The 18,918-nt window shown below is 59.7% G+C and carries 16 protein-coding genes; 15 read left to right on the top strand and 1 reads right to left on the bottom strand.

The genetic code is table 11. The annotated features are described in order from the left end of the window. From lpxB to ispD, 10 genes are all read left to right on the top strand, one after another. Complete coding sequence (gene lpxB, locus KGB07_RS22385) at positions 1 to 1,131, top strand: lipid-A-disaccharide synthase (RefSeq protein ID WP_046041141.1); 1,131 nt, start codon at positions 1 to 3, stop codon at positions 1,129 to 1,131. An 11-nt stretch (positions 1,132 to 1,142) separates the two neighbouring features. Continuing rightward, positions 1,143 to 1,769: a ribonuclease HII gene (rnhB, locus tag KGB07_RS22380; protein WP_046041144.1), complete on the top strand. Its 627-nt coding sequence runs from the start codon at positions 1,143 to 1,145 to the stop codon at positions 1,767 to 1,769. A gap of 345 nt (positions 1,770 to 2,114) precedes the next feature. Further along, positions 2,115 to 5,636: a DNA polymerase III subunit alpha gene (gene dnaE, locus KGB07_RS22375; protein ID WP_046041145.1), complete on the top strand. Its 3,522-nt coding sequence runs from the start codon at positions 2,115 to 2,117 to the stop codon at positions 5,634 to 5,636. Between the two features lie 139 nt (positions 5,637 to 5,775). Next, positions 5,776 to 6,723, top strand: coding sequence for an acetyl-CoA carboxylase carboxyltransferase subunit alpha (locus KGB07_RS22370; protein ID WP_046041146.1), 948 nt, complete (start codon positions 5,776 to 5,778; stop codon positions 6,721 to 6,723). 133 nt (positions 6,724 to 6,856) lie between these two features. Further along, positions 6,857 to 8,185 carry a tRNA lysidine(34) synthetase TilS gene (gene tilS / locus KGB07_RS22365; RefSeq protein ID WP_223466571.1) on the top strand — a complete coding sequence of 443 codons (1,329 nt, stop codon included), beginning with the start codon at positions 6,857 to 6,859 and terminating at the stop codon, positions 8,183 to 8,185. Between the two features lie 274 nt (positions 8,186 to 8,459). Beyond that, positions 8,460 to 10,091: a CTP synthase gene (locus KGB07_RS22360; RefSeq protein WP_046041149.1), complete on the top strand. Its 1,632-nt coding sequence runs from the start codon at positions 8,460 to 8,462 to the stop codon at positions 10,089 to 10,091. A 5-nt stretch (positions 10,092 to 10,096) separates the two neighbouring features. Next, entirely contained in the window at positions 10,097 to 10,942 is an 846-nt protein-coding gene (gene kdsA / locus KGB07_RS22355) for a 3-deoxy-8-phosphooctulonate synthase (protein ID WP_046041151.1), read from the top strand. Positions 10,943 to 11,098: 156 nt separating this feature from the next. After that, on the top strand, positions 11,099 to 12,388 hold the full coding sequence (gene eno / locus KGB07_RS22350) for a phosphopyruvate hydratase (protein ID WP_046041152.1): 1,290 nt from the start codon (positions 11,099 to 11,101) through the stop codon (positions 12,386 to 12,388). Positions 12,389 to 12,559: 171 nt separating this feature from the next. Beyond that, a complete protein-coding gene (gene ftsB, locus KGB07_RS22345) occupies positions 12,560 to 12,838 on the top strand; it encodes a cell division protein FtsB (protein WP_007970710.1) in 279 nt (92 codons plus the stop codon). Then, complete coding sequence (ispD, locus tag KGB07_RS22340) at positions 12,835 to 13,542, top strand: 2-C-methyl-D-erythritol 4-phosphate cytidylyltransferase (RefSeq protein ID WP_046041154.1); 708 nt, start codon at positions 12,835 to 12,837, stop codon at positions 13,540 to 13,542. The genes ftsB and ispD overlap by 4 nt, the downstream gene beginning before the upstream one ends. A gap of 6 nt (positions 13,543 to 13,548) precedes the next feature. On the opposite strand, the gene KGB07_RS22335 is transcribed toward ispD, so the two are convergent. Beyond that, positions 13,549 to 14,445: a LysR substrate-binding domain-containing protein gene (locus tag KGB07_RS22335; RefSeq protein ID WP_046041156.1), complete on the bottom strand. Its 897-nt coding sequence runs from the start codon at positions 14,443 to 14,445 to the stop codon at positions 13,549 to 13,551. Between the two features lie 107 nt (positions 14,446 to 14,552). On the opposite strand from KGB07_RS22335, the gene KGB07_RS22330 reads away from it, so the two are divergent. The 5 genes from KGB07_RS22330 to surE all read left to right on the top strand — a co-directional run bounded on the left by KGB07_RS22330 (position 14,553) and on the right by surE (position 18,908). Then, positions 14,553 to 15,665 carry an S-(hydroxymethyl)glutathione dehydrogenase/class III alcohol dehydrogenase gene (locus tag KGB07_RS22330; protein ID WP_008054058.1) on the top strand — a complete coding sequence of 371 codons (1,113 nt, stop codon included), beginning with the start codon at positions 14,553 to 14,555 and terminating at the stop codon, positions 15,663 to 15,665. Positions 15,666 to 15,753: 88 nt separating this feature from the next. After that, positions 15,754 to 16,599: an S-formylglutathione hydrolase gene (fghA, locus tag KGB07_RS22325; protein WP_046041157.1), complete on the top strand. Its 846-nt coding sequence runs from the start codon at positions 15,754 to 15,756 to the stop codon at positions 16,597 to 16,599. 43 nt (positions 16,600 to 16,642) lie between these two features. Beyond that, the gene (ispF, locus tag KGB07_RS22320; protein WP_046041158.1) at positions 16,643 to 17,116 is read left to right on the top strand and encodes a 2-C-methyl-D-erythritol 2,4-cyclodiphosphate synthase; all 474 of its coding nucleotides are present in this window, start codon (positions 16,643 to 16,645) and stop codon (positions 17,114 to 17,116) included. Beyond that, positions 17,113 to 18,171: a tRNA pseudouridine(13) synthase TruD gene (gene truD / locus KGB07_RS22315; protein ID WP_046041159.1), complete on the top strand. Its 1,059-nt coding sequence runs from the start codon at positions 17,113 to 17,115 to the stop codon at positions 18,169 to 18,171. The genes ispF and truD overlap by 4 nt, the downstream gene beginning before the upstream one ends. Next, the gene (gene surE / locus KGB07_RS22310) at positions 18,159 to 18,908 is read left to right on the top strand and encodes a 5'/3'-nucleotidase SurE (RefSeq protein WP_223466568.1); all 750 of its coding nucleotides are present in this window, start codon (positions 18,159 to 18,161) and stop codon (positions 18,906 to 18,908) included. The genes truD and surE overlap by 13 nt, the downstream gene beginning before the upstream one ends. Positions 18,909 to 18,918 lie beyond the last annotated feature (10 nt).

The raw sequence follows: 18,918 nt of genomic DNA, 5'->3' as shown, positions 1-18,918 counted from the left end.
ATGGCCAATCTGCGTATTGCGCTGGTAGCAGGTGAGGCTTCCGGTGACATTCTGGGTGCGGGTCTCATGCGCGCGCTCAAGGCTCGTCACCCTGCTGTCGAGTTCATCGGTGTTGGTGGTCCGTTGATGCAGGCTGAAGGCCTGACCCCGTATTTCCCGATGGAACGTCTGTCCGTCATGGGGCTGGTGGAAGTCCTGGGCCGCCTGCGCGAGTTGCTGGCGCGGCGCAAAAAACTGGTCGCGGACCTGATCGATGCGAAGCCTGATGTGTTCATCGGTATCGATGCGCCGGACTTCAACCTCAATATCGAACTCAAGCTGCGCCAGGCCGGGATCAAGACCGTGCATTACGTCAGCCCGTCAGTCTGGGCCTGGCGGCAGAAACGCGTGCTGAAGATTCGCGAAGGCTGCGACCTGATGCTCACGCTGTTCCCGTTCGAAGCCAGATTCTACGAAGAGAAAGGCGTGCCGGTGCGATTCGTCGGCCATACCCTGGCCGATGCCATTCCACTCCAGGCCGATCGCGCTGCTGCGCGGGCCGAACTCGGTTTGCCCGACGGGCCGCTGGTGGCGTTGATGCCCGGTAGCCGTGGCGGTGAAGTTGGCCGGCTCGGTGCGTTGTTTCTCGATACGGCCCAGCGCCTGCGGGCAATGCGTCCGGGTGTGCGGTTTGTCATGCCCTGCGCCAGTCCTCAGCGCCGGACCCAGATCGAAGAACTGTTGGCCGGTCGCGATCTGCCGCTGACCTTGCTCGATGGCAAATCTCATCTGGCCTTGGCCGCGTGCGATGCGGTGTTGATTGCCTCCGGCACCGCAACGCTTGAAGCGCTGCTGTACAAGCGACCGATGGTGGTCGCCTACCGCCTGGCGCCGCTGACGTTCTGGATTCTCAAACGCATGGTGAAAAGCCCCTACATTTCGTTGCCGAACCTGTTGGCCCAGCGTCTGTTGGTGCCCGAGCTATTGCAGGACGATGCCACGGTCGAAGCGCTGGCCCAGACCTTGTCGCCGCTGATCGAGGGTGGGGAAGAGCAGACCCGCGGCTTTGACGAAATTCACCGGACCCTGCGACTGGATGCCTCCAACCAGGCTGCGGACGCAGTGCTGAACCTGATCGGCCAAGTAAAATGAGTAAAACGAATATGCAGATGGGGCTGGATTTCACCTTGGTGGCTGAAGTCGAAGAGTTGGTTGCCGGCGTCGATGAAGTCGGTCGCGGCCCGCTCTGTGGCGCGGTGGTGACAGCGGCAGTGATCCTTGATCCGAGCCGCCCGATCCTCGGCCTGAACGACTCGAAGAAACTCACCGAAGCCCGCCGTGAAAAGCTCTACGACGAAATCTGCGAAAAAGCCCTGAGCTGGTGCATCGCTCGCGCTGAAGTCGAAGAAATCGACGAACTGAATATCCTGCACGCCACCATGCTGGCCATGCAGCGCGCGGTCGCGGGGCTGCACGTTCAGCCGAAGCTGGCGATGATTGACGGCAACCGTTGCCCGAAACTGCCGATGCGCTCCGAAGCCGTGGTCAAGGGCGATAGCAAGGTTCCCGCCATCGCTGCCGCATCGATTCTGGCCAAGGTCAGCCGTGATCGTGAAATGGCTGCGTTCGAGTTGATCTACCCGGGTTACGGCATCGGCGGGCATAAAGGCTATCCGACACCCGTTCATCTGGAAGCGCTCGCCCGTCTTGGGCCGACCCCGATTCACCGGCGTTCGTTTGCTCCGGTGCGTCTGGCGTATGAGGCGCGGGAAAGCCTGATCGAGAATTAGGGGGCGTTCTCAACTAGTTTCCCCACCGCGCCGGGCCTGCTCTTGTGCAGGGCAAGGCGCGAGAAGCGTAGTTTGGTCATTCCAAATAAGCTTCGAGCAACGCAGCCCTGCACAAGAGCAGGCCCGGCCCTTCGGGTTGTGCCTTAAAGCGGGCCAGGCTGCGTTGCAGGCCTTGGAAAGGGAGCAACCATTCCCAGCGGCCTGCGCCTTGCCTGGCCCGCTTTAAGGCGACAACGCGGTGGGGAAACTAGTTGAGAACGCCCCCTGATCGCGAGGCTGATTTTTTTTACCAAGGCCCGGTACAATCCGGGCCTTGTTGTCTTCATGTTTATAGACAGGATCACTATGCCGGCTTCATTCGTTCACCTACGCCTGCACACTGAATACTCCCTGGTCGACGGTCTGGTGCGGATCAAACCGCTGGTCAAGACCCTGGTCGGCATGAACATGCCTGCCGTAGCGGTCACCGACCAGAACAACATGTGTTCCCTGGTCAAATTCTATAAAAACGCCATGGGTGCCGGGATCAAGCCGATCTGCGGCGCCGACCTGTGGCTGTCGAACAAGGATCCGGACAACCCCCTGAGCCGGATCAGCCTGCTGGTGATGAACGCCGAAGGCTATCGCAACCTTACCGAGCTGATTTCCCGCGGCTTCATCGACGGTCAGCGTAACGGCGCGGTCATCATCGAACGCGAATGGGTTGCTGAAGCCAACTCAGGCTTGATCATGCTGTCGGCGGCCAAAGAAGGTGAGATCGGCCAGGCCATGCTCAGCGGCAACCCCGCCGAAGCCGAAACCCTGGCTCGCGAATGGATGGAAGTGTTTCCGGATCGTTTCTATCTGGAAATCCAGCGCACCAATCGCCCCAACGATGAAGAACAACTGCACGGCGCCGTGGCTCTGGCCGAGAAGCTCGGTGCGCCGCTGGTGGCGACCAACGATGTGCGCTTCATCAAGCAGGAAGACTTCGCCGCCCACGAAACCCGTGTGTGCATCGGTGAGGGCCGAGCCCTCGACGACCCGCGGCGCTCGAAGAATTACAGCGATCAGCAGTACCTCAAAAGCGCCGATGAAATGGCCGAGCTGTTCAGCGATATTCCCGAAGCGCTGGAAAACACCGTCGAAATCGCTAAGCGCTGCAACATCGAAGTGAAGCTGGGCACGCACTTCCTGCCCAACTTCCCGATCCCCGATGGCATGACCATCGACGAGTACTTCCGCAAGGTGTCCTTCGACGGTCTGGAGGAGCGGCTTAGCGTTCTGCTGCCCAAAGACACCACCGAAGACTACGAAGCCAAGCGTCAGGTCTATGTCGACCGGCTGAATTTCGAGCTGGGTATCATCATCCAGATGGGGTTCCCCGGTTACTTCCTGATCGTGATGGACTTTATCCAGTGGGCCAAGAGCAACGGCGTACCGGTGGGCCCTGGCCGTGGATCGGGTGCCGGATCGCTGGTGGCCTACGTACAGAAGATCACCGACCTCGATCCGCTGGAATATGACCTGCTGTTCGAACGATTCCTCAACCCGGAACGGGTATCCATGCCCGACTTCGACGTCGACTTCTGCATGGACGGTCGCGACCGGGTAATCGACTACGTGGCCGAGAAGTACGGCCGCAACGCCGTGAGCCAGATCATCACCTTCGGTTCCATGGCGGCAAAGGCTGTGGTCCGCGACGTGGCGCGGGTGCAGGGCAAGTCCTATGGCCTGGCGGATCGTCTGTCGAAGATGATTCCGTTCGAAGTCGGCATGACCCTGGAAAAGGCCTACGAGCAGGAAGAGATCCTGCGCGACTTCATCAAGGTCGATGAAGAGGCCGCGGAAATCTGGGAGATGGCCCGCAAGCTCGAAGGCGTTGTGCGTAACGTCGGCAAGCACGCCGGTGGTGTGGTGATCGCGCCGACCAAGCTGACCGACTTCTCGCCGATCTATTGCGACGAGGCCGGTGATGGCCTGGTAACCCAGTTCGACAAGGACGACGTCGAGGCGGCCGGCCTTGTGAAGTTCGACTTCCTCGGTCTGCGGACCCTGACGATCATTGACTGGGCGCTGAAAACCATCAACCGCGACCGCGCCAAGGTCAACGAACCGCCGCTGGATATCGCGTTCATCCCGCTGGATGACAAACCGACCTACACCTTGCTGCAAAAAGCCGAAACCACGGCGGTGTTCCAGCTTGAATCCCGGGGCATGAAGGAGCTGATCAAAAAGCTCAAGCCCGACTGCCTGGAAGACTTGATCGCACTGGTGGCACTGTTCCGTCCGGGCCCGCTGCAATCGGGCATGGTGGACGACTTCATCAACCGTAAGCACGGTCGTGCCGAGCTGGCGTATCCGCACTCGGACTACCAGTACGAAGGCCTCAAGCCGGTACTGGCACCGACTTACGGCATCATCCTGTATCAGGAACAGGTGATGCAGATTGCCCAGGTCATGGCCGGCTACACCCTCGGTGGTGCGGACATGCTGCGTCGAGCCATGGGTAAGAAAAAACCCGAGGAAATGGCCAAGCAGCGTGGCGGTTTCATTGAAGGTTGCGCCACCAACAATATCGATGCCGACCTCGCCGGTAACATTTTCGACCTGGTGGAAAAGTTCGCCGGTTACGGCTTCAACAAATCCCACTCCGCCGCCTATGGACTGGTGTCGTACCAGACCGCATGGCTGAAGGCGCACTACCCGGCGCCGTTCATGGCCGCGGTACTCTCGGCGGATATGCACAACACCGACAAGGTCGTGACCTTGATCGAAGAAGTGCGGACCATGAAGCTGCGTCTCGACGCGCCGGACGTGAACACGTCCGAATTCAAGTTCACGGTGAACGACGAAGGCCGGATCATTTACGGCCTGGGCGCCATCAAGGGCGTGGGTGAGGGCCCGGTCGAGGCGATCACCGAAGCGCGTCTGGCCGGTCCGTTCAAGGATCTGTTCGATTTTTGCGCACGGGTCGACCTCAAGCGCATCAACAAGCGCACCCTCGACGGTTTGATCCGCAGCGGTGCCCTGGATCGCCTCGGGCCGTATTTCCACGATGAGCAGAAAGCCTACCAGGCCAACATCGACCGCAATCGCGCGGTGCTGCTGACGGCCATGGAAGAGGCGATCAAGGCGGCCGAACAGACCGCGCGCACCCAGGACAGCGGTCACTCCGACCTGTTTGGCGGTCTGTTTGTCGAAGAGGACGCCGACGTCTACGCCAATCATCGCAAGGCCAAGGAGTTGACCCTCAAGGAGCGCCTGAAAGGGGAGAAAGATACCCTCGGCCTGTACCTGACCGGTCACCCGATTGACGAATACGAAGGTGAAATCCGTCGCTTCGCCCGCCAGCGCATCATCGACCTGAAACCGGCGCGTGATACCCAGACGGTTGCAGGGATGATCATCGCCTTGCGGGTGATGAAGAACAAAAAGGGCGACAAGATGGGGTTCATCACCCTCGACGACCGCTCCGGACGGATCGAGGCCTCGCTGTTTTCCGAGGCGTTCCATTCCGCGCAGTCGCTGTTGCAGACCGACGCGATGGTGGTGGTCGAAGGCGAAGTCAGCAACGACGACTTCTCCGGTGGCCTGAAATTGCGGGTCAAGCGGGTGATGAGCATGGAAGATGCGCGCACCAATCTGGCCGAAAGCCTGCGCCTGAAGTTGCATGCCAAGGACCTCAAGGGCGATCAGCTACGCTGGCTGGGTGAACTGTTGAAGCGTCACCGCGGCGCGTGCCCGGTCACCATGGACTACACCAGCCCCGATGCGAAGGCCATGTTGCAGTTCGGCGAAGGCTGGCGAATCGATCCGGCGGATGCGTTGATTCAAGCCCTGCGTGACCAGTTCGGGCGAGACAACGTCTTCCTCCAATACCGTTGACGGTCAGTGCTATCAGATTGCCCTGACCTTGACCTGAATTTTTAATCTCGACCTCAACGCGCCTGTCCCTTAAGGTAGGGCGCGAATAGACAACCGGCCGGCCCAAGAACCCTTGGGACTCGACCCAAGACGGACGCCTATGAACCCGAATTTTCTAGATTTCGAACAGCCGATCGCCGACCTGCAAGCCAAGATCGAAGAGTTGCGCTTGGTCGGTAATGACAATTCGCTGAATATCGGCGATGAGATCTCCCGCCTGCAGGACAAGAGCAAAACGCTGACCGAAGACATCTTCGGCAAGCTGACCAGCTGGCAGATCGCACGTCTGGCGCGTCACCCGAAACGTCCGTATACCCTGGACTACATCGAACATATTTTCACCGAGTTCGACGAACTGCACGGTGATCGTCACTTCTCGGACGACGCTGCCATCGTTGGCGGTATTGCCCGTCTGGACGACAAGCCGGTGATGATCATCGGTCACCAGAAAGGCCGTGAAGTGCGCGAGAAAGTTCGCCGCAACTTCGGCATGCCGCGTCCGGAAGGCTACCGCAAGGCTTGCCGCCTGATGGAAATGGCCGAACGTTTCAAAATGCCGATCCTGACCTTCATCGACACTCCGGGCGCTTACCCTGGCATCGACGCTGAAGAGCGTAACCAGAGCGAGGCGATCGCCTGGAACCTGCGTGTCATGGCCCGCCTGAAAACCCCAATCATCGCCACCGTGATCGGTGAGGGTGGTTCCGGTGGTGCGTTGGCGATCGGTGTCTGCGACCAGTTGAACATGCTGCAATACTCGACCTACGCGGTGATTTCGCCGGAAGGTTGCGCTTCGATTCTGTGGAAAACCGCCGAGAAAGCACCGGATGCCGCAGAAGCGATGGGCATCACCGCCGAGCGCCTCAAAGGCCTGGGCATCGTGGACAAGGTGATTGGCGAGCCACTGGGCGGCGCGCACCGCAACCCGGCCGCCGCAGCCGCATCGATCCGCGCCGAGCTGAGCTCGCAACTGGCGATGCTGAAGAAGTTCGATAACGACGCGCTGCTCAAGCGCCGCTACGATCGACTGATGAGCTACGGTCTCTAAGCCGAACACGCAGTGCCCATGTGGGAGCGAGCCTGCTCGCGAAAGCGGTATAACAGCCAACGATTGTGTTGAATGTTGAGCCGTCTTCGCGAGCAGGCTCGCTCCCACATTTGATTTGTGCAAGGTGATGGATATGAGACGGTCCAATATTGATCTGCCCGCCAGACTCTTGTTGAATCTTGTCTCGTGGCGCAATGCCGCCACTTGGCACATCGCCTTCTCCGGCGGCCTGGACTCCACTGTCCTGCTGCACCTTCTGGCAACACTCTCCAAAACCGAATCCCTGCCGGCGCTCAACGCCATCCATGTTCATCACGGCCTTCAGGCTGTGGCCGATGCGTGGCCGGAACATTGTCGTTCCGTGTGCGCTGCGCTGGGCGTTCCGCTGCAAGTGGTTCGTGTGCAGGTGCAACCGGGTGCCAGCCTTGAACGTGCGGCCCGGGATGCGCGGTATCACGCCTTCACTGAAGCCCTTCAGGCCAGCGAAGTGCTGCTGACGGCCCAGCACCGCGACGATCAGGCGGAAACCCTGTTGTTTCGTTTGTTGCGCGGAGCGGGCGTACGCGGATTGTCCGGGATGCCGCGTCAGCGCCCGTTGGGCAAGGGGCATTTGTTGCGGCCATTGCTTGATGTCACGCGGGCTGAACTGGAGGCTTATGCCAGTGCGCATGGCTTGAGCTGGATCGAAGATCCCTCGAACCAGGATCGGCAGTACTCGCGCAATTACCTGCGGCATCAAGTCTTGCCCGTACTGGTCCAGCGCTGGCCGCAAGCGGTGGCGACCATGGCCCGCAGTGCGGCGCATCTGACTGAAGCGCAGGGGCTGCTCGAAGAGCTGGCGGATATGGATTTGCGTGAGGCCAGCTCTGCCAGTGAGTTCGACTGGCTGGGCTTGCGATCCCTCGAGCTGGCACCGCTGGTGCAATTGTCTGATGCCCGGCAGCGCAATGCCTTGAGTCATTGGCTCGAACCGCTGACCCGCCTGCCGGATACTGACCATTGGTCGGGTTGGGATAATCTGCGCGACGCCACCGGCGATGCCTGCCCGGTATGGCGGTTGGCCGATGGCGAACTGCATCGGGCGGGCGGACGGATCTGGTGGCTGTCCGGCCGCTGGCTGCGGCCACTGCCCGGCGCCGGGGCGTGGCTGGATCCGGCGTCACCACTGTCTATCCCGGGCAACGGCGTGCTTTCGCTCACCGGGCAAATCCCCGATGGCCCGCTGCATATCCGCTATCGTGAAGGGGGAGAGGTCATGGCATTGCCAGGCCGCGGCCATCGGGACCTGAAACGTTTGCTCAATGAAAGCGCTGTACCGTCCTTCGTACGCGGCAGATTGCCGCTGCTCTACAAAGACGGGCAACTGCTGGCGGTAGCGAACCTCAAGGGGCTCGATGGCGGTGCGCCCGGCGACTGGCATTTGCATTGGCAGCCACTGAACGAAGATCAAGGTTTGAGCTGAAAGGGGCTTTCCGGTAGACTACGCTCCCTTCTTGATACAACTTCTGTGGATTCGCCTGAATTGCAGGAGTTGCCGATTACCAAGCAGTCTTTGCTGGGCGATTCCAAAAAATGTGTAGCGAGCAACGAACCGGTGTTTCATTTTCCGGTCTGTCACAACGCGGCGGTTTTTTTGAAAGGTGCACTGTGATTAATGCAGGTGATCGGGGGCTTCGGCCTTCCTTCGCTTTCCCCGGCGGCTCGGACCGCTTTAACGCAGACTTCTAGGGTTTTTCATGACGCGCTACATATTCGTCACGGGCGGTGTTGTTTCTTCATTGGGGAAAGGCATTGCATCGGCATCATTGGCGGCCATCCTGGAGGCGCGGGGACTTAAGGTCACCATGCTGAAGCTGGACCCGTACATCAACGTCGACCCAGGCACCATGAGCCCGTTCCAGCACGGTGAAGTGTTCGTCACTCACGACGGCGCCGAGACCGACCTGGACCTGGGCCACTACGAGCGGTTCATCCGCACGACCATGACCCAGAACAACAACTTCACCACCGGCCGTGTCTACGAACACGTCCTGCGCAAGGAGCGCCGTGGTGACTACCTGGGCGCAACCATCCAGGTGATCCCGCACATCACCGACGAAATCAAGCGCCGCATCATCAAGGGTGCTGGCGACGCTGACGTGGCAATGGTCGAGATCGGCGGCACCGTGGGTGACATCGAGTCGCAACCGTTCCTCGAAGCCATCCGCCAGCTGCGTTTCGAAGTCGGCGCCAAGCGCGCGATGCTGATGCACCTGACACTGGTGCCGTACATCGCCACTGCCGGCGAAACCAAGACCAAGCCAACCCAGCACTCGGTGAAGGAACTGCGTTCCATCGGCCTGCAACCGGACGTGCTGGTCTGCCGCTCCGATCACCCGATCGATATTTCCTCGCGTCGCAAGATCGCGCAGTTCACCAACGTTGAAGAACGTGCGGTGATCGCGCTGGAAGACGCCGATACCATCTACAAGATCCCGGGCATCCTGCACTCCCAGGGCCTGGACGATTTCGTCGTCGAGCGTTTCGGCCTGCAATGCGGCGGTGCCGATCTGTCCGAGTGGGAAGCCGTGGTCGACGCCAAGCTCAACCCTGAGCACGAAGTCACCATCGCCATGGTCGGCAAATACATGGAGCTGCTGGACGCCTACAAGTCGCTGATCGAAGCGATGAGTCACGCCGGCATCAGCAACCGTACCAAGGTCAACCTGCGCTACATCGATTCCGAAGACATCGAGAACCAGGGCACCGCGCTGCTGGAAGGCGTCGACGCTATCCTGGTACCAGGCGGCTTCGGTCTGCGTGGTGTTGAAGGCAAGATCACTGCCGTTCAATACGCTCGCGAAAACAAGGTTCCGTACCTGGGTATCTGCCTGGGCATGCAAGTGGCCGTTATCGAGTTCGCACGTAACGTGATGGGCTGGAAAGACGCCAACTCCACCGAGTTCGATCGTGCTAGCGGTCACCCGGTCGTGGGCCTGATCACCGAGTGGGAAGATGCCACCGGCGCAGTCGAAACCCGTACCGAAACCTCCGATCTGGGCGGCACCATGCGCCTCGGCGCTCAGGATTGTCTGCTTGAGCCAGGCTCTCTGGTGCACGATTGCTACGCCAAGGACGTGATCGTCGAGCGTCACCGTCATCGCTATGAAGTGAACAACAACCTGCTGCCGCAAATCATGGAAGCTGGTTTGAAAATCTCCGGTCGTTCCGGTGATGGCGCACTGGTTGAGGTGGTTGAAGCACCGGATCATCCATGGTTCGTCGCTTGCCAGTTCCACCCTGAGTTCACCTCGACGCCACGCGACGGTCACCCGCTGTTCAGCGGTTTCGTCAAGGCAGCGTTGACTCAACACCAGAAGAAGGCGTAACTCCGATGGCACAGAAGATCATCCGCGTCGGCGACATCGAGATTGCCAACGACAAGCCCATGGTGCTGTTCGGCGGCATGAACGTGCTGGAAAGCCGTGACATGGCCATGCAGGTTTGCGAAGAGTATGTGAAGGTCACCGAAAAGCTCGGTATCCCTTACGTGTTCAAGGCCAGTTTCGACAAGGCCAACCGGTCTTCTGTGACCTCGTATCGTGGTCCTGGCCTGGAAGAAGGCATGCGCATCTTCCAGGACATCAAGCAAGCCTTCGGCGTGCCGATCATCACCGACGTCCACGAACCTGATCAGGCCGCGGTTGTCGCTGAAGTCTGCGACATCATCCAGTTGCCGGCCTTCCTGTCGCGCCAGACCGACCTCGTGGTCGCTATGGCAAAGACCGGCGCTGTGATCAACATCAAGAAAGCCCAGTTCCTCGCACCTCATGAAATGAAACACATCCTGAGCAAATGCGTGGAAGCGGGTAACGATCAGTTGATCCTCTGCGAGCGTGGTTCGAGCTTCGGCTACAACAACCTGGTCGTCGACATGCTCGGCTTCGGCATCATGAAGCAGTTCGAATACCCGGTGTTCTTCGACGTGACCCACGCGCTGCAAATGCCTGGTGGTCGCTCCGATTCCGCCGGCGGTCGTCGCGCCCAGGTCAGCGATCTGGCGAAGGCCGGCATGAGTCAGTCGCTGGCCGGCCTGTTCCTGGAAGCCCACCCGGATCCGGACAACGCCAAATGCGACGGTCCTTGCGCCCTGCGCCTGGACAAACTGGAGCCATTCCTGGCCCAGCTCAAGGCTTTGGACGAACTGGTGAAGAGTTTTCCGACGGTAGAAACCGCGTAATCCTCAATTCTCCGGTAAAGTACCGCACGATTTAACGCCCAGGCCCTCGGGCCTGAGCCTTGTCGTCTGCAAGACTGCCCGCTGCACCTCACTTGCCGACGATCAAAGATTTCCTACAGCTGCGTCGTTTTCGTCAACTTTGGAGTGTTTACAACAATGGCTAAAATCGTCGACATCAAAGGTCGTGAAGTTCTCGACTCCCGTGGCAATCCCACCGTGGAAGCGGACGTGCTTCTCGACAACGGCATCATCGGCAGTGCCTGCGCGCCGTCCGGTGCTTCCACTGGCTCGCGTGAAGCGCTCGAGCTGCGTGATGGCGACAAGAGCCGTTACCTGGGCAAGGGCGTTCTGAAGGCCGTAGGCAACATCAACGGTCCGATCCGCGACCTGTTGAAAGGCATGGACCCAAGCGACCAGAAAGCGCTCGATCTGGCAATGATCAAGCTCGACGGTACTGAAAACAAAGGTTCCCTGGGCGCCAACGCGATCCTCGCCGTTTCCCTGGCCGCGGCCAAGGCAGCAGCACAGGACCAGGACCTGCCGCTGTACGCTCACATCGCCAACCTGAACGGCACTCCGGGTGTCTACTCGATGCCGGTTCCGATGATGAACATCATCAACGGCGGCGAGCACGCCGATAACAACGTCGACATCCAGGAATTCATGGTTCAGCCGGTTGGCGCCAAGTCTTTCTCGGAAGGCCTGCGCATGGGCACCGAGATTTTCCATCACCTCAAAGCTGTGCTGAAGGCCCGTGGCCTGAGTACTGCCGTCGGTGACGAGGGTGGTTTCGCACCGAACCTGGCTTCCAACGAAGACGCTTTGAAAGTGATCTCCGAAGCCGTGGCCAACGCCGGTTACAAGCTGGGCACCGACGTGACCCTGGCACTGGACTGCGCAGCCAGCGAATTCTACGAAGACGGCAAGTACAACCTGTCCGGCGAAGGCCAGGTGTTCACCGCTGAAGGTTTCGCTGATTACCTGAAAGGCCTGACCGAGCGTTATCCGATCATCTCCATCGAAGATGGCCTGGACGAGTCCGACTGGGCTGGCTGGAAGATCCTCACCGACAAGATCGGCGAGAAGACCCAGCTGGTGGGCGACGACCTGTTCGTCACCAACACCAAGATCCTGAAAGAAGGCATCGACAAGAAGATCGCCAACTCGATCCTGATCAAGTTCAACCAGATCGGCACCCTGACCGAAACCCTGGAAGCCATCCAGATGGCCAAGGCTGCTGGTTACACTGCCGTGATCTCGCACCGCTCCGGCGAAACCGAAGATTCGACCATTGCCGACCTGGCCGTGGGCACCTCGGCTGGCCAGATCAAGACCGGCTCCCTGTGCCGTTCCGACCGCGTTTCCAAGTACAACCAACTGCTGCGTATCGAAGAGCAGTTGAACGGCAAAGCCAAGTACAACGGTCGCAGCGAGTTCCGCGGCTAAGCAGTACATGGTAAAAAAGACACCGGATTGTGTCGAAAAAATCGCTACAGCGACGTTTTTGCCACTAATCTGATGCCTTATATGCACAAGCCTGGTTCTTCCAGGCTTCGTGCTATCAGAAGCTTCACGTTTTGGCATGGCTGTCTTTTTTCACTGGATACCTGATATTCGATGCGCAGTCCCAATTGGTTGTTCCTCATCCTGCTTTTGCTGCTGGCTGGCTTGCAGTACCGCCTGTGGGTGGGAAACGGCAGCCTGGCGCAAGTGGCCGAGTTGACTCAGCAGATTGCCGATCAGCAAGCTGAGAACCAGGCCTTGCTGGAGCGCAACCGGGTGATGGACGCCGAAGTCAGTGAATTGAAAAAGGGCATGGAGACCGTTGAAGAGCGGGCTCGTCATGAGTTGGGCATGGTCAAGGACGGTGAAACCCTTTACCAGTTGGCCCAATGATTAATTCGTTACCGGCCTTCTGGGCCGTGATTCCTGCCGCGGGCGTCGGTGCCCGTATGGCCGCGGACCGTCCCAAGCAATACTTGCAACTGGGCGGGCGCACTATTCTCGAACACAGCCTTGGCTGTTTCCTTGATCATCCATGCCTGAAAGGCTTGGTGGTCAGTCTTGCTGTTGATGATCCTTATTGGCCGAACCTGGCATGTGCCAGTGATCCGCGTATTGCCCGGGTCGAGGGTGGTTCCGAACGTTCCGGGTCGGTGCTCAATGCCTTGCTGCACTTGCATGCGCAGGGCGCCGATGATGAGGATTGGGTACTGGTTCACGATGCCGCACGGCCGAACCTCAGTCGTGACGATCTGGACAAGCTGCTGGCTGAACTGGCTGACGATCCTGTTGGCGGACTGCTGGCTGTACCGGCGCGGGATACGCTCAAGCGGGTCGATAAACACGGTCGCGTTGTCGAGACTGTGGACCGCAGTGTGATCTGGCAGGCCTACACGCCGCAGATGTTTCGCCTTGGAGCGTTGCATCGGGCTTTGGCGGACAGTCTGGTGGCGGATGCCGTTGTTACCGACGAAGCTTCGGCCATGGAGTGGGCCGGTTCGGCGCCGCGCCTGATCGAAGGGCGATCCGACAACCTCAAGGTTACGCGTCCTGAAGACCTTGAGTGGTTGAGACAGCGTTGGGCCAATCGTCACTAGAGGATCTTAAAACCTGTACTCCGGCCGTTCGGCCAACCCCTCTTTCAAGTAGTCCACCAACTTGCGCACCTTCGGCGACAGATGCCGCTGCTGCGGATACAACGCCCAAACGGCGGTATTCGGCGGTTGATGCGCCTCCAGCAACGAAATCAACGCGCCGCTATTCAAATGCTCCAGCACGTAATAGTCCGGCAACTGACACAGCCCTACGCCCTGTAGCGCTGCATCCAGTACGGCTTGCCCACTGTTGCAACGCCAGTTTCCCTGCACCCTTTGCGAAAATTCCCTCCCGTTCTGTTCCAGTTGCCAGAGGTCCGAGCTGCCGATCAGGCAGTTGTGGCGGCTCAGTTCTGACAGGCTGTGCGGGCGACCGTAGCGCTCAAGGTAGGCGGGCGATGCACAGAGAAACATACGCCGCGGTGCGAGGCGGGTGGCGACCAGCCGTGAATCCTGCAAGCGCCCGAGGCGAATCGCCAGGTCGAGGCCTTCGTGCACCAGGTCAAGCTGGCGATTTGTCAGTTCGATGTCGATACGCAGTTGCGGAAACAGCCCCATGAAGCGGGTCACCAGCGGCACGATGAAGCGCTCGCCGTAAGCCACTGCGCAGGTCATGCGCAGCATGCCCTTGGGTTCGCTGGTCAAGTCACCGACCGCACGCAGCGCTTCTTCGCGACCATCCTGCAAACGCTGGCAATGTTGCAGGAAGGTTTGTCCAGCCTCGGTCAACGCGACCCGACGGGTACTGCGGTAGAGCAGACGTGTCTGCAAACGCTCTTCCAGGCGTACGATTTGTCGACTGACGTGTGAGGAAGAAACGCCCAGCCGTTCCGCAGCAGCAGTGAATTGGCTGCATTCGGCCACGGCGACAAACTCGTCGATCCCTTCCCAGCGATTTTCGGACATCAATGATTATCCCTGTGCGGCAATAATATTTTGCATTTGCATCGATTATTCATCGTTGAGCCATGTATTACACTCCCTGTCTCGTTTTAATTCACTGGAGAGTCATCATGATCAAGTCGCGCGCCGCCGTTGCCTTCGAGGCCAAGAAGCCCCTCGAAATCGTTGAAGTCGATGTCGCCATGCCCAAGGCCGGCGAAGTCTTGCTGCGCGTGGTGGCCTCCGGTGTTTGCCATACAGATGCCTACACACTGTCTGGCGCTGATCCTGAAGGCATCTTCCCGTCGATCCTCGGCCACGAAGGTGGTGCGATTGTCGAGGCCATCGGCGAAGGCGTGACCTCCGTTGCGGTCGGTGATCATGTGATCCCGCTGTACACCCCTGAATGCCGTCAGTGCAAATTCTGCCTGTCAGGTAAAACCAACCTCTGCCAGGCGATTCGCGCGACCCAGGGCAAAGGCTTGATGCCGGACGGCACTTCGCGTTTTTCCTACAAGGGCCAGCCGATTTTCCACTACATGGGTACTTCCACTTTTTCGGAGTACACCGTGCTACCGGAAATCTCCGTGGCCAAGATTGCTAAAGAAGCGCCACTGGAAAAAGTCTGCCTGCTGGGCTGCGGTGTCACTACCGGTATCGGTGCAGTGCTCAACACCGCCAAGGTGAAACCGGGTGATACCGTGGCCATTTTCGGCCTCGGCGGCATCGGCCTGTCGGCTGTCATTGGCGCTGTCAAAGCCAAGGCTGCCCGCATCATCGCCATCGACATCAACCCGGCGAAATTCGAAATCGCAAAACAGCTGGGCGCAACCGATTGCGTGAACCCGAAAGACTTCGATCGTCCGATCCAGGAAGTCATCGTCGACATGACCGATGGCGGCGTGGACTTTTCCTTTGAGTGCATCGGCAACGTGCAACTGATGCGCGCTGCGCTGGAATGCTGCCACAAGGGCTGGGGCGAATCGGTCATCATCGGCGTTGCCGGTGCCGGTCAGGAAATCTCGACCCGTCCGTTCCAGTTGGTCACCGGCCGCGTCTGGCGCGGTTCGGCGTTCGGCGGCGTGCGCGGCCGTACCGAGTTGCCAAGCTATGTGGAAATGGCCGAGACCGGTGAGATTCCGCTGGATACCTTCATCACCCACACCATGGGCCTGGAAGATATCAACAAGGCGTTTGACCTGATGCATGAAGGAAAAAGCATCCGCTCCGTCATTCATTTCTGAGAAGCAGCAGCAAGCCACAAGCTTCAAGCGGCAAGCTGATTGAGTTGGCCTGGCGCTTGAGGTTTTGGTTTTCAGTGAGGAGTTTGCAATGAGTTTGGAAAACATCTCCTGCCAGAAAAGTTTTGGCGGCTGGCACAAGCGCTATCGCCATCGCTCGGAAGTGCTCGGTTGCGACATGGTGTTCGCCGTCTACCTGCCGCCGCAGGCGGAGCAGGGCGGCAAGTTGCCGGTGTTGTACTGGTTGTCCGGCCTGACCTGCACCGACGAGAACTTCATGCAAAAGGCCGGCGCCATGCGCATGGCCGCCGAGCTGGGGCTGATCATCGTCGCACCGGACACCAGCCCTCGCGGCGCCGATGTGCCGGGCGATCCGGATGGCGCCTGGGACTTCGGTCTCGGCGCCGGGTTTTACCTGAATGCCACTCAGGAGCCTTGGTCGCGCCACTATCGGATGCATGACTATGTCGTGCAGGAATTGCCGACATTGGTTGAAGCCCATTTCCCTGCGTCGGACAAGCGCGGCATCAGTGGTCACTCCATGGGCGGCCACGGTGCGCTGGTCTGCGCATTACGCAATCCGGGGCGCTATCTATCGGTGTCGGCGTTCTCGCCAATCAACAATCCGATGGATTGCCCGTGGGGGCAGAAAGCCTTCTCCCGCTATCTGGGAGAGGACCGTTCGAAATGGCGCGAATGGGATGCCTGCGCGTTGATTGCCGAGGCCGATGAAAAGCTGCCGCTGTTGGTCGACCAGGGTGATCGCGACGATTTCCTCGCCAACCAACTAAAGCCGGAAGCCTTGCAGCAGGCGGCCAAACTGGCAGGTCACCCGCTGACGTTGCGCCTGCAACCGGGCTATGACCACAGCTATTTCTTTATTGCCAGTTTCATCGATGAGCACTTACGGCATCACGCGCATGCTCTGGTTGGTTAATGCAGGTAGAATCACGCCCTGACAAAAATCGGGGCGTTTTTTTATGCGTATTGGCCACGGCTATGATGTGCACCGTTTCGCTGAAGGCGATTTCATCACTCTGGGCGGCGTGCGCATTGCACACAGCTTCGGGCTGCTCGCTCACTCTGACGGTGACGTCCTCTTGCACGCCTTGAGCGATGCCTTGCTCGGCGCTGCAGCGCTGGGCGACATCGGCAAGCATTTCCCGGATACCGACCCGAAATTCAAGGGCGCCGACAGCCGTGTGCTGTTGCGTCACGTCGTCGCACTGGTTCATGCCAAAGGCTGGAAAGTCGGCAACGTCGATAACACCATCGTCGCCCAGGCGCCGAAAATGGCCCCGCATATCGAATCGATGCGCGCGCTGATTGCCGCGGATCTTCAAGTAGAGTTGGATCAAGTGAACGTGAAAGCTACCACCACCGAAAAGCTCGGCTTTGTCGGTCGCGAAGAAGGCATTGCCGTGCACTCCGTTGCCTTGTTGTTGCGCGCATGAACGAACTGCAATTGCTCGGCCCGCGGGCTTACGGTGAAGCCCTCGGCACGGCGGTCCTGAAAGCGATCGCGGAAGATTTCCAGGTCGACGAAGTCCTCGACATTCCCCTCAGCGGCGAAGGCGAACACCTGTGGATCTGGGTGGAAAAGCGCGGCCTGAACACAGAAGAAGCAGCGCGACGGATTGCCAAGGCTGCCGGCGTGCCATTGCGCACCGTCAGTTATGCCGGGCTCAAGGACCGTCAGGCGTTGACTCGCCAGTGGTTCAGCGTGCAACTGCCGGGCAAGGCCGACCCTGATCTGTCAGTGGCAGAAAACGATACGCTGAAGATCCTCAAGACCGCCCGCCACAAGCGCAAACTGCAACGCGGTGCCCACTCGGCCAACGGTTTTACGTTGCGCCTGACGCAATTCGCCGGCGACAAGGCCGCGCTTGAAGAGCGTCTGCAACTGATCGCGAAACAAGGCATCCCCAATTATTTCGGTGCCCAGCGTTTCGGCCATGACGGCGGCAACGTCGTCGATGCTCGTGCCTGGGCCGCGCGCAAGGCGCTGCCGGAGCAGCGCAACGTGCGCTCGCGTCTGCTCTCCACGGCGCGCAGTTTTCTGTTCAATCAGGTGCTGGCCGCGCGTGTCACCGATGGCACCTGGCAGCGTGCCCAGGTGGGCGATCTGCTGGCGTTCACCGACAGCCGCAGCTTTTTCCCGGCAGGTGAAGCCGAGTGCAGCGACCCGCGTCTGGCGATTCTCGATCTGCACCCGACCGGTCCGCAGTGGGGCGAAGGTGACTCGCCGGCAGCGGGCGCTGTCCATGAACTGGAGCAGGCCATCGCCGCACGCGAAGCGGATTTGCGTGACTGGTTGATCAACGCCGGAATGAGCCACGAACGTCGCATCCTGCGGCTGCCCATTGGCGGGTTGACGTGGCATTATCCCGAGCCTGACATTCTGCAACTGGAATTCGTCCTGCCGGCCGGATGCTTCGCCACCGTATTGGTGCGCGAGCTTGTTGATCTGGTGCCGGTGGGGCAGACGGACAGCCCATGCGTATTCTGATTTCTAACGACGATGGGGTAACAGCACCCGGTCTCGCCGCGCTTTATGCTGCGCTGGCGGATTACACCGAGTGCGTGGTTATCGCCCCGGACCAGGACAAGAGCGGCGCCAGCAGTTCGCTGACGCTCGACCGTCCGTTGCACCCGCAAACCCTGGCCAACAGCTTTATCAGCCTCAACGGCACGCCAACCGATTGTGTGCACCTGGGCCTCAACGGCCTGCTGGAGCGCGAAGCGGACATGGTGGTTTCCGGTATCAACCTGGGCGCGAACCTGGGGGACGATGTCCTGTATTCCGGCACGGTGGCGGCGGCCCTCGAGGGGCGTTTCCTGAAACACCCTTCGTTTGCCTTTTCGCTGGTCTCACGCCAGGTAGAGAACCTTCCCACAGCTGCCCATTTCGCGCGCAAACTGGTTGAAGCCCATGCTGACTTGGATCTGCCACCGCGTACGGTACTGAATGTGAACATCCCCAATTTGCCGCTGGACCGTATCCGCGGTATCCAGCTGACTCGCCTGGGCCATCGCGCCCGGGCCGCGGCACCGATTAAAGTGGTGGATCCTCGGGGCAAGTCCGGTTACTGGATCGCGGCGGCCGGGGATGCCGAAGATGGCGGCCCGGGTACCGATTTCCATGCAGTAATGCAGGGTTATGTTTCGATCACGCCGCTGCAACTGGATCGCACCTTCAATGATGCCTTCAGAAGTCTGGACGGCTGGCTGGAGGGGCTGCGCTGATGGGTCGCGA

This window comes from Pseudomonas sp. GL-RE-26 (assembly GCF_019956275.1).
GTDB lineage: Bacteria > Pseudomonadota > Gammaproteobacteria > Pseudomonadales > Pseudomonadaceae > Aquipseudomonas > Aquipseudomonas grandcourensis.
Note: the sequence above shows the minus strand (reverse complement) of the source record. Positions and strands in the feature narration are given on the sequence as shown.

Excerpts from the sequence above, each read along its gene's own strand:
- lpxB (WP_046041141.1), top strand. The coding sequence starts at position 1 with ATGGCCAATCTGCGTATTGCGCTGGTAGCAGGTGAGGCTTCCGGTGAC.
- rnhB (WP_046041144.1), top strand. The coding sequence starts at position 1,143 with ATGCAGATGGGGCTGGATTTCACCTTGGTGGCTGAAGTCGAAGAGTTG.
- dnaE (WP_046041145.1), top strand. The coding sequence starts at position 2,115 with ATGCCGGCTTCATTCGTTCACCTACGCCTGCACACTGAATACTCCCTG.
- KGB07_RS22370 (WP_046041146.1), top strand. The coding sequence starts at position 5,776 with ATGAACCCGAATTTTCTAGATTTCGAACAGCCGATCGCCGACCTGCAA.
- tilS (WP_223466571.1), top strand. The coding sequence starts at position 6,857 with ATGAGACGGTCCAATATTGATCTGCCCGCCAGACTCTTGTTGAATCTT.
- KGB07_RS22360 (WP_046041149.1), top strand. The coding sequence starts at position 8,460 with ATGACGCGCTACATATTCGTCACGGGCGGTGTTGTTTCTTCATTGGGG.
- kdsA (WP_046041151.1), top strand. The coding sequence starts at position 10,097 with ATGGCACAGAAGATCATCCGCGTCGGCGACATCGAGATTGCCAACGAC.
- eno (WP_046041152.1), top strand. The coding sequence starts at position 11,099 with ATGGCTAAAATCGTCGACATCAAAGGTCGTGAAGTTCTCGACTCCCGT.
- ftsB (WP_007970710.1), top strand. The coding sequence starts at position 12,560 with ATGCGCAGTCCCAATTGGTTGTTCCTCATCCTGCTTTTGCTGCTGGCT.
- ispD (WP_046041154.1), top strand. The coding sequence starts at position 12,835 with ATGATTAATTCGTTACCGGCCTTCTGGGCCGTGATTCCTGCCGCGGGC.
- KGB07_RS22335 (WP_046041156.1), bottom strand. The coding sequence starts at position 14,445 with ATGTCCGAAAATCGCTGGGAAGGGATCGACGAGTTTGTCGCCGTGGCC.
- KGB07_RS22330 (WP_008054058.1), top strand. The coding sequence starts at position 14,553 with ATGATCAAGTCGCGCGCCGCCGTTGCCTTCGAGGCCAAGAAGCCCCTC.
- fghA (WP_046041157.1), top strand. The coding sequence starts at position 15,754 with ATGAGTTTGGAAAACATCTCCTGCCAGAAAAGTTTTGGCGGCTGGCAC.
- ispF (WP_046041158.1), top strand. The coding sequence starts at position 16,643 with ATGCGTATTGGCCACGGCTATGATGTGCACCGTTTCGCTGAAGGCGAT.
- truD (WP_046041159.1), top strand. The coding sequence starts at position 17,113 with ATGAACGAACTGCAATTGCTCGGCCCGCGGGCTTACGGTGAAGCCCTC.
- surE (WP_223466568.1), top strand. The coding sequence starts at position 18,159 with ATGCGTATTCTGATTTCTAACGACGATGGGGTAACAGCACCCGGTCTC.